Annotated in this window: 13 protein-coding genes; 5 read left to right on the top strand and 8 right to left on the bottom strand. The window is 39.6% G+C overall.

Annotation, left to right across the window (positions count from 1 at the left end; all coding sequences use genetic code 11):
• Positions 1-95: 95 nt before the first annotated feature.
• Complete coding sequence (locus BLR60_RS08270; protein ID WP_090498681.1) at positions 96-644, top strand: carbohydrate binding domain-containing protein; 549 nt, start codon at positions 96-98, stop codon at positions 642-644.
• Complete coding sequence (locus BLR60_RS08265; protein WP_208600599.1) at positions 641-2401, top strand: glycoside hydrolase family 9 protein; 1761 nt, start codon at positions 641-643, stop codon at positions 2399-2401. Before BLR60_RS08270 ends, BLR60_RS08265 begins: the two co-directional genes overlap by 4 nt.
• Positions 2402-2588: 187 nt before the next feature.
• Here the strand turns inward: BLR60_RS08265 and BLR60_RS08260 are convergent, their stop codons facing one another.
• The 3 genes from BLR60_RS08260 to BLR60_RS08250 all read right to left on the bottom strand — a co-directional run bounded on the left by BLR60_RS08260 (position 2589) and on the right by BLR60_RS08250 (position 7488).
• Positions 2589-4640 carry a PAS domain-containing sensor histidine kinase gene (locus BLR60_RS08260; protein WP_090498679.1) on the bottom strand — a complete coding sequence of 684 codons (2052 nt, stop codon included), beginning with the start codon at positions 4638-4640 and terminating at the stop codon, positions 2589-2591.
• Between the two features lie 166 nt (positions 4641-4806).
• On the bottom strand, positions 4807-6153 hold the full coding sequence (locus BLR60_RS08255) for a paraquat-inducible protein A (RefSeq protein WP_090498677.1): 1347 nt from the start codon (positions 6151-6153) through the stop codon (positions 4807-4809).
• Between the two features lie 12 nt (positions 6154-6165).
• Entirely contained in the window at positions 6166-7488 is a 1323-nt protein-coding gene (locus BLR60_RS08250) for a paraquat-inducible protein A (protein ID WP_244155619.1), read from the bottom strand.
• Between the two features lie 589 nt (positions 7489-8077).
• On the opposite strand from BLR60_RS08250, the gene BLR60_RS08245 reads away from it, so the two are divergent.
• Both BLR60_RS08245 and BLR60_RS08240 read left to right on the top strand, forming a co-directional pair.
• Complete coding sequence (locus BLR60_RS08245; RefSeq protein WP_244155618.1) at positions 8078-9631, top strand: PAS domain-containing protein; 1554 nt, start codon at positions 8078-8080, stop codon at positions 9629-9631.
• Positions 9624-9986: a response regulator gene (locus BLR60_RS08240; RefSeq protein WP_090498675.1), complete on the top strand. Its 363-nt coding sequence runs from the start codon at positions 9624-9626 to the stop codon at positions 9984-9986. Before BLR60_RS08245 ends, BLR60_RS08240 begins: the two co-directional genes overlap by 8 nt.
• Positions 9987-10229: 243 nt before the next feature.
• Here BLR60_RS08240 and BLR60_RS08235 read toward each other — a convergent pair whose 3' ends face one another.
• The 3 genes from BLR60_RS08235 to BLR60_RS08225 are packed head-to-tail and all read right to left on the bottom strand — an operon-like array spanning position 10230 to position 12910.
• A complete protein-coding gene (locus tag BLR60_RS08235) occupies positions 10230-10955 on the bottom strand; it encodes a DUF72 domain-containing protein (protein ID WP_090498673.1) in 726 nt (241 codons plus the stop codon).
• A 39-nt stretch (positions 10956-10994) separates the two neighbouring features.
• Complete coding sequence (locus BLR60_RS08230; RefSeq protein WP_090498671.1) at positions 10995-11291, bottom strand: hypothetical protein; 297 nt, start codon at positions 11289-11291, stop codon at positions 10995-10997.
• A gap of 56 nt (positions 11292-11347) precedes the next feature.
• Positions 11348-12910, bottom strand: a complete 1563-nt coding sequence (locus BLR60_RS08225) for an FAD-dependent oxidoreductase (protein ID WP_244155617.1) — start codon at positions 12908-12910, stop codon at positions 11348-11350.
• Between the two features lie 190 nt (positions 12911-13100).
• On the opposite strand from BLR60_RS08225, the gene BLR60_RS08220 reads away from it, so the two are divergent.
• The gene (locus tag BLR60_RS08220) at positions 13101-13709 is read left to right on the top strand and encodes a hypothetical protein (RefSeq protein WP_090498669.1); all 609 of its coding nucleotides are present in this window, start codon (positions 13101-13103) and stop codon (positions 13707-13709) included.
• On the opposite strand, the gene BLR60_RS08215 is transcribed toward BLR60_RS08220, so the two are convergent.
• Both BLR60_RS08215 and BLR60_RS08205 read right to left on the bottom strand, forming a co-directional pair.
• Positions 13706-14179: an ankyrin repeat domain-containing protein gene (locus BLR60_RS08215; RefSeq protein WP_090498667.1), complete on the bottom strand. Its 474-nt coding sequence runs from the start codon at positions 14177-14179 to the stop codon at positions 13706-13708. The two genes, BLR60_RS08220 and BLR60_RS08215, sit on opposite strands and share 4 nt — an antisense overlap.
• Before the next feature lie 297 nt (positions 14180-14476).
• A complete protein-coding gene (locus BLR60_RS08205) occupies positions 14477-15034 on the bottom strand; it encodes a YciE/YciF ferroxidase family protein (protein WP_090498664.1) in 558 nt (185 codons plus the stop codon).
• Positions 15035-15116 lie beyond the last annotated feature (82 nt).

Here is a 15116-nt window from a genome sequence, read left to right as displayed (position 1 = left end):
AGCTATCGGATCGAGATGACGATACTTTTTATTGGAAATCTATCAATGGTAGCGGACACAGCCTCTTCCCAATTTATGATTTAAAGTAAATATTAATGAGAGTGATAAAATATATTGTTGCCGGTATGATCATGCTGGTAGCCAGTTCTACTGTTTTTGCACAAAAAAACCTGGTGCTTAATGGTGGTTTCGAAAATGAGTTAGAGAGCTGGGTTGAATATTCGGCGAAAGTGACGCCATACCTGTATAGCGCCGGGAAAATGAGCGCTGCGCTATTTTCTTCAGATTCTTCCAAATGGACCGGTATGCACCAGATTGTTTCTTTGCCAAAAAATACCCAGTACATACTCATGAGCGCGAAGATTAAAGCAGATGCAGTGAGTACTGGAAAAGATTCCTGGAATGGGGCATTATTTCTTTTCGAAACACTTAACAAACAGAAAACTAAAATAGGTGAGGGAATCAACATTGCCTCTGTTACCGGAAATGAAGATTGGAAGTTATATGAAAAAGCATACATTATTCCACCGGGCATAACGAAAATAAAATTGTTATTTGCATTGGGCTATGTTACGGGCACCATGTTCATAGATGAGGTAAGTTTAAAAGTGATCACTCAAGCTGAGTTTGAAAAATATTTATGATGAATCGCATGGTATATAAGTTATTCTTCATGGGTTTGTCACTGATTACAACCGCAGTTAATGCGCAGCAAATAGCGGCTCCTCAAGTTGTGCTGAACCAGTCGGGTTATTATCCAAAGCTCGAAAAAAGTGCGGTTTTACTCAATCCCGTTTCAGAAAGCAAGTTCGAATTGTTAGCTATGCCAGGCCGAAAGGTGGTGTACACCGGTGTATTATCGGAGCCAAAAACGACAGGCTATTCAAAAATTACAACCAGAATAGCAGATTTTAGTGCTTTCAATCAATCAGGCGAATATATCATCCGAATTGCCGGAGTTCCTGATTCTCCTGTTTTTAAGATTGCAGATGGTGTGTACCACAATTTAGCAGTGGCCGCATTAAAAGCATTCTATTATCAGCGGGCTTCATCTGCGCTGGATGTGAACTACGCCGGAAAATGGAATCGTGTTGCCGGGCATCCGGATACTGCAGTTTATATTCATCCATCAGCCACTTCTAAAAACCGAAAGGTAGATAGTAAGATTAACGTTTCGGGTGGATGGTATGATGCCGGAGATTATAATAAATATGTGGTGAATAGCGGAATTTCCACCTCAACTTTACTTTCTGCTTATGAAGATTTTTCTGAATATTTCCTAACTCAGGAAGTGCATATTCCCCATGCGAAAAATAAAATTCCGGATATATTAACAGAAGCCCTTTACAATTTGCGATGGATGCTTAAAATGCAGGATACTGGTGATGGCGGCGTGTATCATAAATGTACCAACCTGGATTTCGACGGAATGGTGATGCCAGATAAAGCCTTATCAAAACGTTACGTGGTGGCGAAAGGCACTGCAGCTACACTTAACTTAGCGGCTGTTGCGGCGCAAGCTTATCGCATTTTTAAACACTTTCCTGAGCAATATCCCGGGTTGGCAGATAGTTGCCTGTTAGCATCCAGAAATGCCTGGCGTTGGTCGGTAAATAATCCGAACGTTGTTTACGATCAGGATCTGCTCAACAAAACGTATAACCTTAAAGTAAACACAGGCGCTTACGGCGATAAGAACTTTGAAGATGAATGGATCTGGGCCTCGGCAGAACTTTTGGCCTCAACAGGAGAACAAACCTATTTTGATGCTTTTTTTGCCCGTTTAAATGCCCCGGTAAGCTTACCGAGCTGGAGCAATGTGGGCATATTGGGCTATTATACGTTAATTAGGTGCGAGGGGCAACTTTCTGAGCGTTACAAAAGCGTGAGCAGTATTTTGAAGAAGAAAATACTGACGCTGGCAGACCGTTTATTAACTGATTTTAAAACAGGCCCATATCATACGGTGATCGGTGCTTCGCTTTATGATTTTGCGTGGGGGAGTAATTCTTCAGCAATGAATCAAAGCATATTACTGATAAATGCTTATTTATTTTCCAAAAATGATGCCTATCTGAATGCTGCGGTTAGCAACCTGGATTACGTTTTGGGAAAAAATGCCACCGGTTATTGTTTTGTAACAGGTATTGGCCATAAATCACCTATGCATCCGCATCATCGCCTGTCTTTCGCAGATGGTATTACTGAACCCATTCCAGGCTTGCTGGTTGGTGGGCCGAACCGGGAAAAACAAGATGGATTGAAATATGATTCTGAACCGGAATTGTCATACCTGGATGATGTTAATTCTTATGCAAGTAATGAAATTGCCATTAATTGGAATGCCCCATTGGTGTATGTGGCAAATGCAATGGAGTATCTTGAAGCAGGAAAAAAATAAGAATCAAAATGATCGTTATTATAAATCGGGCGTCATTTCGACTGAAGCATAGCGAAACGGAGAAATCTTTGAACTATGTAAAAAGATTTTGCTTCGCAGAGCCTTCGGGTTCTCCACTGCGGTTGAAATGACAATTTATCTTAATCTGTTAGCGATTTGATCGTTTTGAATAGATGACTTCTGGTATTTAGCTGGCAGTGCTCAGTGGAATACTGAATGAAAACGTACTGCCTTTTCCAAATTCACTCTCCACCCATATCTTACCCTGATGGCGGGTTACAATTTCTGCACAGAGATATAACCCTATTCCGAAACCGGCTATGGTGCTGTCATTTTCAACCCGGTAATACCGGTCGAAAAGTTTTTGTTGATGCTCTGGTTTAATGCCAATGCCCTTATCAATAACACTAATCGTGATATGGCTTTGATCAACTACATATTGTATATTAACCTCACTCCCTAAAATAGAGTACTTAATGGCATTACCAATCAGGTTTTGAAGTACCTGGTTTAATTTGCTACGGTCGGCATAAACCATTACCTCATCGGCAAGGCGTAGTTTTACATCATAACCTGTGGTTAACATTAAGGTTTCTTCGCAAACCTCTTTTAATAAACCGGTAATTTCAAATTGTTGTTTATCAATCGCTATCTTTCCCGATTCCAAACGGGAAACATTCAAAAATCCATCAATCATCCGGATCATCCGCTTCACCTGGTTTAGCGATTTATCAATTGCAGTAAGCATTTTGTCTTCGCTTTGCAGACTGGCGAGGTATTGCAAAAGTTGCAGATAGCTATTTATAGAAGTAAGGGGTGTTTTCAGCTCGTGGCTTGCCATGCCAATAAAATCATTTTTGCGCTGTTCATCTTCCTTTTGTTCGGTAATATCCAGTACTGAACCGATAAAACGCAATGGTTTATCGTTGGCATCAAAATAAACCTGCCCCTTGGCTCTTATCCAACGCAGGCGTTTATCTTCAGATCCAATGGTGCGATATTTTACATCATAAATACCGTTGCTAGCCTTTTTGTCAAAAACGTAGGCTAAAACTGCATTAATCCTGTCTAAATCTTCCGGATGGAGGTTCTGTAAAAAATCCCGCTCAAAATCAACTTCATTTGAATGGCTTATCCCGAATAACAGCCTGCACCGGTCGTCCCATTGTAAATGGCCGGTAACCATATCCATGTCAAAAGTACCTAACTGCGCAGCCTCTTTAGATAGCCTGATCTGTTCATATGCCTTTAAAAGCTTTTCTTTTGAAGTTACATGCTCAGTAATGTCGGTGGCTGTTTGCATCAGCCCGATTACCTTTCCATTTATTTTCAAAGGGGTATAGGTCAGGTCGTAATAGCCTAGCGCAGGTTCGCCATTTTTGATTAGTGATATAGCAACGCCTGGTACATGATGGGTGAGCCCCGTGCGGTAGGCGTAAAACAGTTCATCTATTACGGGTTGTCCAACCAATTCGGGAATAGCCTCAAACCAGGGCTTACCCAAAACGGAGCTATCTCTACCAATTAAATGAAGCATGGCATTATTAATCACATCAAAAACCATGTCTTCACCCTTAGTAATCAACATAGGAACAGGAGAAGAGCGAACCATATTTTTAAACCATTCACGGCTTGCTTCCAGTTGTGTCCAGGTTTCTGCTAAAGTTTGCTGTTTTCCTTCCGCTTCGCTTTTTTGAACATCTTCTTTAGCAATGGGTAAAGGCTCAGTTGTTATCTCCGGGCTTTCTTCGGTAACTTGTACATATTCTATTGTAGGGGGCTTTACTGCAGGTTCCATCGTTGATGGCATTTCTTTCCCAGGCTCCTGGTATGCTGGAGTTGGACTAGCTATGGATGTATCCTGCTTCGTAGCAGGGACGTTTTTAGCAATTAACCAAACGGCAATTTTTAGCTTACCCGTTGCCTCAACTAATCTATTGGCAAAATAACTATAATTTGAAAATGGTGCTATACTGCTTTCTAAATCAGGAATCTGTACGGGTATGGTATCATGGTTTGAAGTATTCTTCAGCTGCAGCAGGAAATCAGAGGTAACTGAAGATAGATTTTGACCAAAAATATCATGAAAATTCAGTTTCAGTATTTCATCCAGACTTTTATTCATTACAGCTAAAAATCGCGCATTTGCATATTCCAGTTGCAGAGAATCAGGATCAATCGTAAATATTGGTATCGGTGCAAGGCCTATAAAATTGGACGTATGGGTTGGAGTTAGCATTGATGATATTCCGTTAATACAAAAGTAATCATTTTGATAATTTACCGGCGTAACAATATTTTTAAAACTTTGCGTGGAGTGTCTTAGTGTTTGGTGGATAAAATAAGAGCCAATAAAAGGTGTTGGTGTGATGTTTAATCTTATACCAACACCTCAATAACCACTATTAGCAGGGGCCATTTTGTTCGTCTATGCGTTTTAAAATAGAAGATAAAATAATGTTGTAAGCCACATAGGCTACAAATATGAAGAAACCCAGCTGTAGCGCAGAATTATTTACAGTAACCACTTTCAGGGCTTCGGTATCGATATTTAGCCCCGATAGCTGACTTTTCAAGATCCCGTTAAGACCAATGTATGTCATGGCTATACCAACTACCATCACATCCGCCATGTCCCACTTGCTCAGGTCGAACGCTAAAAAACGGATAAATTTCGAATTGCCCAGTAATGTACCGCATGATACGAGCAATCCCCGGGCAATAAGACGTAATAAAGGCAGTATAACCACAAATAGCATCAGCAGTATGCCTACCAATATGGCATCTGGTTTAGGCTGTTCTATCAGGGTGCCAATAATACCTAATATACTTTGGCTCTGGAAAAAGAGTACCTGATTTGTAAATACAAGCTTTTCGCCCAGCAACGCAAATTCAAGCGTTTTAATACGGGCATCTACCTCAATAATAGGAGAAGATACACCAACTGCAAGTAAAATAAAAGCAAAAAGTAAGGAGATTACAAAAAGGGTCACCTCACTATCTACCCGCTTGCGCAATAATAGCCAGAGCATTAGGGCAATAAGGATACAGGCAGTCATCCCAATCGCATATTGGTAGCTTAAATCCTTAATCCTGTCGAGCTTTGAATTGATAACCTTTTCAAAAGCATTTGCATTGTCTACTTTGTACTTTTGAAAGATGCTATGCTCAACCGATGAAATGGTCTCATTGCTTCGGTCGTAAGTCTGTGCTTCCAGTTCATCAAGTTTTCCAGTGGCTACAGATTTTAACTTTTTCAGGCTTTTAGGACTGGTTATTTTGGTAACAATGGTACGGGAGAAAGATGGAACCAATGCGTGGATTTCTTTTACATCTACAAATGTGTTGAAGGCAAGTTTTTTGAGTTTTGCACCAAGTCCTTTCTGAGGCCTCGTTACTTCAGCCACAGCTTTGTTAACCATACCGTGCAGCTGTTTTTCAACCTCTTGTTGCATATCTGCTTTTTGGCTTTTGGTAAGGTTAAATTCCTTTACCTTTCGATCAACCACTGCTGATATTTTATCTCCCCAGCGGTCTACCGAAAATATACCAAAAGTAATGTTGTTCGAAAGGCTATAATCTTCCTTAATATGCTTTTGCTCATAAGCAAGGTCACGGAAACGGTATCCACAATAGGCTGCAGCGACCAATAACAATGAAAGCGCGGCAATCAGGATAAAAGATGCCGATCTGGATTGTTTTGGTCTAATCCGATTATTCGTATGGATGTTATCTTTTTGCAATTCGCTCATTCATTTTCGGATTTAATGCACTTTGTGCGGAGTAATAGATTTAAGGATGGTCGAAAGGATCAATCCATAAAGTACAAAACAGATAAAAATAATGTAGCCCGGTTGCAGGGCAGTGTTGTTGGTTGTAAGGATCGTAAGCGAATCATTATTGATGTTCAGTGCGCGCAGCTGATTTTCAAGAAGTCCGTTAAGACCAATGTATGCCATTAAAATAGCAATCACAATTACATCGGCCATACTCCATTTGCCTGATTGAAAAGCAAAATACCGAATGATGGCGTTTTCTGCCCACTTTTTGCCGCCCAGCAGGTGAATGCCTGTTGAAGTTAACTTAACTACCGGGAACAGGATACTAAAGGCCAGGATCAGTACACCAACCAGCACAGAATCTATTGCCGATTGGCTGATTAATACCCGAACAACATCCATAATACTCTTGCTCTGGAAAAAAAGTACCTGATCGCTAAAAACTACATGTTCTCCAAGTAAAACAAAATCTAAAGAGCGGATTCGGGCATCTACTTCAATCATAGATGCAGTTAGGCCCACAGCTAGGAGGATGAAGGCGAAAAGTAACGATAGGATAAAAAGCGTGGTGTGCAGATCAGTACGTTTGCGTAATAGCCACCAGAATGCCAATACAACAATTACGCAACTTAACATGCCAAAGCAGTAATAGTAGGTTTGTTGCCGAATGGTTCTTAATGAACCCGTTAGCTTTTGGTTTAACTGTTGATTGTTCGATACGCCATAACGATTGTAAATTTTTTTCATTAGGGCGTTATTGGCAACAAATGCCGTATCCTGACTTTCTTCTTTGGCTATCTCGTTAAATTCGCCTAAGGCCATTTTGCCCAGTTGCTTTTTATTTTTTGGATTATCTATTTCAGCAATTATTTTTCTGGCAAAGGTGGGCACTTCAGCACGGATACTATCTGAATTAACAAAGTTTTTGATGGCAAATTTTTGAATCTTCCCACTGATGGTTTTTTTGGGTTTATTCACCAGGGCTTCTGCCTTATCAATAAGTGCTAATAGTACCTGTTCAACTTCACCCTGCAGTACCTTTTTTTGTTTGCGGGTTATTTTGAGACCCGAAACCTGGTGGTGAACAATATCTGCAACTTTGTCTTTCCATTGTTGTACAGAAAAAAGCCCATAAGTGATGTTATTTACCCTGGAATAATCGTGTTTAATCTGTTCCTGTTTTTCCGATAATTCATGGAGCCTTAAACCAAAAAAGCCTTCGGCAACAAGCAGTATGCCCAATGCAAGGATCAGCAAAATCCGGTAAATAAGTTTTCCTGTTGCAGGTTTGTTGATTATTTTTTCCAATCTGTGCGTGATAATAGTGTTTGCTTCTCCTCGAGCGGGAGTATTTGCAGATAAACATCATTTTTTTGGAAAATGTTTTAGCTCCTCCTGAAGTGAGGATAAAAAAAATAATGATTAGGCTAACTCAATGTTTTTCAGTGTTATAACGGGCAGTTAAAAAAGACAAGCCCACGTTTTTAACCGGTTTTACCGTGCCAAACCGGCAAACAAAGGCTTCAGAGGATTTGATGTGGAATATATCTTTGCCCGGAAATTAAAAAGCTGCCAGATTTACTGGCAGCCTGGATCGATTTCAACTAACCGATTATATAGTTTTTTAGGTAGATGTGGTGTGGTAACAGCTGCAGTTTCAGAATTGTTTTAATCAGAATTGTTTTAAAAAAAGCTATTTTCGTATGATATTTAAACCAGTCATGATCTCAAACAATCGTCTACACTTTCGCAATGTTGCCACATTTTAGTTGTAAAGAAATAAAACAAATTATTGCTTAAGGGGTTATATGATGAATTTTATTCATTAAAAGGAAATTAGATAATTAAAATCACTATTAAAATATAAGTCAGCCACTCACAATATTATACAGATCAATTGGAAACATCTAACAATCGAAAATTTGAACTTTCAGGAAATGCGGGCGCCACTAATTTCCAGCTGATGACGATGGCATTGGACGCCTCTATTTCTGGCATTATCATCACTGATCATACTCAGCCGGATAATCCGATTATCTATTGTAATAAAGCTTTTGAAAATATTACCGGATACTCCAGAAAGGAAATTATTGGCCACAACTGCAGATTTCTGCAAGCACAAGACCGAAACCAAAAAGAGCGGGCAATTTTGGCCAAATGTATTACCGAAGGTGAAGAATGCCGGGTAGAAATTAGAAACTATAAAAAGAATGGCGATCTATTTTGGAATGAACTCTATATGTCGCCGGTTAAAAATGAGGATGGAGAAGTAACCCATTTTATAGGGGTACAGAATGATGTAACCGCTAGAAAGAATGCGGAGCAAGACCTGCGTCAACAAAAGTTGGTGATGGAAAAGCGTATTAGGGAGCGCACAAGCGAACTTCGGGAAAGCGAAGCATTCCTATCGAGTATTATTGAAACGGTGCGCGAAGGACTTTTAGTGCTCGATCCTGATTTTAATGTGTTAAGCGCTAACTATCATTTTTTAAGGACTTTTAAGGTAAGCAAGGAAGAAACAGTTGGCCGTCAGTTATATGATTTAGGTAATCATCAGTGGGATATTCCAAAACTACGAGAGCTGCTCGTTAAAATTCTGCCAACTAATAATCCGGTTGTAGATTTTGAGGTTGAACATGATTTTCCACACATCGGAAAGAAACTGATGTTGCTGAATGCTTACAGGGTAGAGTTTGAAGGACAATTTAAAGACCAGATATTACTTGCTATCGAAGATATTACTGAAAAGCGCGAAGTAGAGACCAGAAAAGATGATTTCTTATCAATTGCCAGTCACGAACTCCGTACGCCGTTAACCACAATAAAAGGTTATGTACAACTACTGGAACGTGCAATGCCAGAAAATGCGAGTGATAAATTTTTATCAACTTTTGGTAAAGTATCTGTATATGTAGAGCGGTTAAACTCGTTAATTAGTGAATTGCTCGACGTTTCACGGATCCAAAGTGGTAACATGGAATTGCACATGGCAAAGTTTGATTTTGATGCCATGATTACTGAAGCTGTTGAAGGCATGCGCACGACGGTTCCCGGTCATCAAATTATATTGAGTGGCCAAACAGGAGCTAAAGTAGTTGCAGATGAGTCGCATATTGCCCAGGTCGTGAGCAACCTGCTGTCAAATGCCATTAAATATGCACCTGATTCGGAGAAAATAGAAGTGAATATTGCCAATGTAAGTGATTATGTAAAGGTATCGGTTAAGGATTTTGGTTTGGGAATGAGTCCCGAAGACAGGAAAAAAGTTTTTGAACGCTTTTACCGTGGTGTAGAAATTCAAAAGAAGTTTCCAGGGATGGGGATAGGGCTTTATATTTGCGACCAAATTATAAAAAACCATAATGGTACTCTTTGGGTAGAGAGCAAAATAGGCAAAGGTTCTATATTTAGTTTTACTTTACCGAAGGCTGGAAAGGAAATGAATGGATAAAAAGAAAGTCATGATCTGTGATGATGATGAGGGGATTATTGATGTGTTGGAAATGATTCTGGACGATGTTGGACATACAGTGATTTCGGTAAATGACAGTTTAAAGGTACAGGCAGCTATTGATAAGGAGCATCCAGATTTATTGATCCTTGATTTGTGGATGCCGAGGCTTTCCGGGCAGGAGGTATTGAAGCATTTAAGAACTCACTCCGCCCATAATCAATTGAAGGTTATTGTAATTTCAGCCAGTAGGGATGGAGAACAGATCGCCAATGACGCAGGAGCCAATCAATTTATAGCCAAACCTTTTGATTTAAACAATATTTTAGATTCCGTTAATGCCCTGCTTAATTAAGAGAAGTTGATGCCTAATTTTGTTTTTTGATGATTTGTTTAAGACGGTCGTCACCCTGAGATCCGATAGCTATCGCATTTATTTCAGGTCTTTTGTGCAAAAAAGATGCTGACCACAAAGGAGCTACAAGGCATTTGAAAATACTATTTTCACTTGTGAAATGAATCCGATAGCTAGCTATCGGATCAGCGTGATGAGTTTGAATTTAACTCACCTTAAAAGGCATAATTAATATTAACTTCCTTAAATCATTTTCTTTAGTTCAATCGCATTAAAAGCTGCATAACCTTCCTGGTCATTATCAAAATAGATGTAAACATCATTTTTTTCATTCATCCAGTCATTACACATTTCAGCCCATTTTGTTAAAGCATTGTGGCTGTAAGATCCCTGGTATTTATCTCCAGGTCCATGCAGCCTGATGTATATAAAATCGGCGGTGGCAATAATAGGTGATTGATGGCCGGCTAAATCATAAATGCAAAAAGCACAATTGTATTTTTTTAAAAGCCCAAATACTTCTTCCTGATACCAGCCTGGATTTCTAAATTCAAACGTGTAACGGTATTCCGGTGGAAGCATTTTTAAAAATCTTTCCAGGCGCTCAATATTAATGTTCCATTTTGGGGGCAGCTGAAAAAGAATTGGTCCCAATTTCTTTCCCAGCCCGAGGCTCGCATTTAAAAATTCTACGATTTCGTTTTGCGTAACATTCAGTTTTTTTAAATGGGTAAAATAGCGGTTGGCCTTAACGGCGTAAATAAAATTTTCAGGAGCTTGTTCCTGCCAGGTTTCGAAATTTTGTAGCGTTGGCTGGCGGTAAAAAGAATTGTTGAGTTCTACAGTATCAAAATTTGCCGTAAAATATTGCAATTGATCTTTCTTTTTAAGATCTGATGGATAGAAAGTACCCTCCCAATGGCGGTATTTCCATCCTGATGTACCAATATAAGCTTTACCTAATTTCATTTGCCATTATAATTTAAATACCTTCCGCTAGTTTATAGGCTATTCTATCTCACCCTCAGCCAATCCATCTAAAAACCACCCGGATCTATACTCAAAGCGAGCGAATTCGGTTTTAGATTTATTGGTCACCTTGCCGGTAAAATCATGTGCAATATCACCTTCGCTTTCAAGAATTTTTTTGGCAAGCAAAGCGTATTCATTTAGGTCGAGCCCATCTTTAATGATGTACATCAATTCGCCATTTTCACTCCATAAAGATTCTATTAGCCCGTCGTCAAACCTTTCCTTTAATTTATTTAAATCTTCTTTCGGGGTATTCATAGGTATATCGTTCATATTTGTGTTTTTATGTCTTCGTATAAGTAAACTGATACTTAAATCATGGCTACTTCTTATTTATTGCCCGATGCTATCTCATGCAATGAAACAGACTCAAGGTCTTTTTGCGGCGGCCCATTAAGTACTTTTCCTGTAATGGAAAATCGTCCTCCGTGGCATGGACAATCCCATGTTTTTTCAGCAGGGTTCCAGTTTACAATGCAACCAGCATGTGTACATACGGGGTTAAGGGCTGTTACTTTTCCCGTTTCATCTTTATATAAGGCCAGTTTTTCTCCGTCAAATTCCACTATTTTGCCGTCATTTTTCGCCAGTTCATGGGTAGATTTAATGATTTCTGCGCCAAATCGGTCTGCGACAAAATGGTAAGCAACATCAGCATTTTCCTTTACAAATTCGTTAAATCCAGCTATAGGTTTTAACCTTGAAGGACTAAATAATTTTTCATAAGGGTTTTCTTTTCCCAGGATAAGATCGCTGATCAGTAGTGCCGAAAGACTACCCAGTATCATGCCATTTCCATTAAAACCGGTTGCCACATAAATCCCTTTATCACCACCGGGTAAATGGCCAGTGTAAGGAAGTCCATCAACAGGTACATAGTATTGTGAAGACCATTGGTAACTAACCTCGCTGATGTCGAAATATTTTTTAGCATACTCTTCGAGTGCTTCAAATGCTTTTAAGGGATCTTCATGTCCGGTTTTATGATCAGCACCGCCAATAATCAGGTATTTCTGTCCATCAATTTCATGGCTCCTGAAATAGTGATAGGGTTCTTGCATATCGTATGCCAGGCAATCGGGATACGCGCCGCTGTTCAGTTTTACAGCAAGCACATAACTACGGTAAGGTGCGTTGCGTAACGAAAGGATATTTATACCGGGCGGAATATGGGTTGCATAAACAATATTTTTTGCCTTTAGTATAAGCTGATCGCTTTTTGCGTGGTGGATGTCTTCATGCAATTCGGTACGCTCGATAAATGTTTGTTCGATAATTTGACCACCCAGTTTTTCAAATTCCTTTGCAAGCCCGTGAATATATTTTAACGGATGAAACTGTGCCTGATTGTCAAAACGCACCACACGCTCAAAAGGGATAGGAACACCGTTTTCACTAGCTTCAGTTACGGTTACGCCAGCAGCTTGCGATGATTCCAGGATAGATTGAAGCTCTTTGGTTTCTTTCTCATTCTGCGAAAAAAGATAGGCCATTTTAAACTCAAAATCGGCATCAATTTCCAAGTCCTGTATGTTTGTCCTGATCATTTCGATCATCTTCTTTGTGCCCTCGGCTATTAGGCTGGAAGTTTCTTTGCTAAAATCGCTATCTATTTCGGGATAAGTGGTATCGAGAAAAGTATTTAAGTGTGCCGTGGTGCCTCCAGTAGTACCGAAACCAAGATTTTTGGCTTCTACCAATACACATTTCTTTCCCTGTTTTTGCAGCAACAATGCGGTAGTTAATCCTGTAATTCCACCTCCGATAATCAATGCATCGTATACCTCTTGGTAATCAGAATGGTTAGTTGCTGTATGGTCTACTAAAGCAGATTGCCAGATACTGGCATTGGCTCCATCCCTCATATTTGTCTCTGTTCCGGTGTTTTTCATTTTCAATTAGTTTGATAAATAAATAACCAGTTATCAAACCTAAAGGTTTTAGAATTTCATTTTAACTGCTTCGTGGATATCAAAACGCTAGTTTCGACAGATTTGAGGTAGTTTTTTTTAGCGATTTCATTCTGTTTGATAAATAACGAAACTAAGCAGAGAGACACATGGTTTTTATAGAAAAAGACCTATGGAAAAAATAACGAACGATTTGGTTCCCCAACAGCTTGTTGGAAGCCAGATGGATGCAGTTGAAGAACGTAAATTAAGCAGCCTGATTCAGGCTCAGGAATTTTTCGCAGCAGCTGAAAAAAGGTTGCTTGCAGTGAATGAGTGGGGCAAAATCTCTGGACTATCGGACTTTAAAATTTTTTCGCCTGATGGAAAAGAAGCGATGCGTTCAGTTCAAAAAGGAGATTTTATCAGAATTGATATCCCCGGTCCCGGTCCATTATCTGGTGATGGTTTTGATTGGGTGCTGGTTGAAGAAATTAAAAGAGTGCATGAAGGTAATTATGAAATGATCAGTATGTGTGTACGTCCTTGTTCTTCGCCCTTAAATCAGGATAAAGAGGTTGCTCATTTTTTAAAAGACCATGCTACTTCTACCTTTATTATCCGCAGGGATCGGATTACGGTACGGGCAGAAGAACATGGCAGGAATGAGCAGGCAAATGTTAATGATGGGAATTTGATTGATAGGACACGAAACCTGGTTGTTGGCGTTAGTGCAAAGCTGGGTTTATCCTATCCGCAATGGAAGTTGCTGGTAAAAGGACTACTTGACGGCAGACCTTAAGGTTGTAACATGGCAAGTCCTTCTTCATTGCCCTGCATGGCTGCAAGTTCTGCAGCTCGCTGTCCGCGCATATCGGTGATAGAACTATCTGCACCGTTTTCCAGTAAGAGTTTCAGCAGATCGTTTCTGCCGAACATGGCTGCAAACATTAGGGCAGTTCCTCCGTTTCCGTGCTGAAGATCTAGTTTTGCACCTTCGGCAATCAGTAGTTCTGCAATGGGCAGGTAACCTTTAAAACAAACACCCATTAGTGCTGTGTTGCCACCATAATCTGCCGCGTTTATGTCTGCGCCTGCTTCTAAGAGTATTTCTGCACACGATAAACGGTTATTGTAACAGGCGATGATTAGTGGCGTATATCCCTTTTCATCCCTGAAATTTACATTGGCACCCCTGCTGATCAGTTCTTTTAATACTTCGGTTTCTCCCTGTCTTGCTGCGGGTATGATTAATAGGTCTAAATTTTCCATGTAAATATAACTGTGCTTGTAGATAAAAGGTTTTCACTATGTCATTCTGGTTTTCAATTATCATTGTGAATGAATGAAGAATTTTTATTTTTTGGCCGTAATTTCAACGATTATTTCAATCAGTATTTTAGTTGCACATTAGTTAGTTCTGCTGAAGTTAGATCTGCTGAATTATCTTTTTGCAAAAAAAAAGACCCTGAAATAAATCCGATAGCTAGCTATCGGATTTATTTCAGGGTGACGATAAGGGAATAAAACAGGATAACAAAAAAGGCTCCGAAGAGCCTTTTTTGTTATTTATTCTGCTACCGCTTCCGCGTTAACGGTGTTAACCGCTAGTTCTGTTAAGGCCACATCTGTTGCCTTTTCATTTTCAAGAGTTTGTGTAAGAAGCTCGGCTACATCATTGTGGCCCATATTCTCTGCAAATACCCTTAAAGTTCCATAGGTTGCAATTTCATAGTGCTCTACTTTTTGGGCAGCAAGAATAAGTCCGGCGTCACGGATCATAGTACCTTTGTCGGTATCAGCGATAATTCCATCAGCCTCTTCCAGTAAACCAGCCATTGCATCACATTTTTTAGCTGTCGCTTTTTCACCTAAAAGGCTAAACACTTCTTCAAGCGTACTGATGTGTTGCTCCGTTTCTTCGGCATGCTTTTCAAAAGCGGCAGCCAATTCTGGGCTTGTAGCTGCTTTCTTCATTTTCGGAAGCGCCTTTGCAAGGTGTTTCTCTGCCCAATAAATATCTTTTAATTCATCAATAAAAAACTCATGGAATTCTGAATTCTCCATTTTTCCTGTTTTTCCTGTAGGTTTTGCGTTTTTCTTTTCGGTTTTTTTTGTAGTTGCCATAATTATATTTTTATAGGTTCTTTATGTATAGAACAGGGTGAAATTTATGATAGTTTTGACTTTTTTTTATTGTTTATGTCTT

Source organism: Pedobacter terrae (assembly GCF_900100705.1).
Lineage (GTDB): Bacteria > Bacteroidota > Bacteroidia > Sphingobacteriales > Sphingobacteriaceae > Pedobacter > Pedobacter terrae.
Note: the sequence above shows the minus strand (reverse complement) of the source record. Positions and strands in the feature narration are given on the sequence as shown.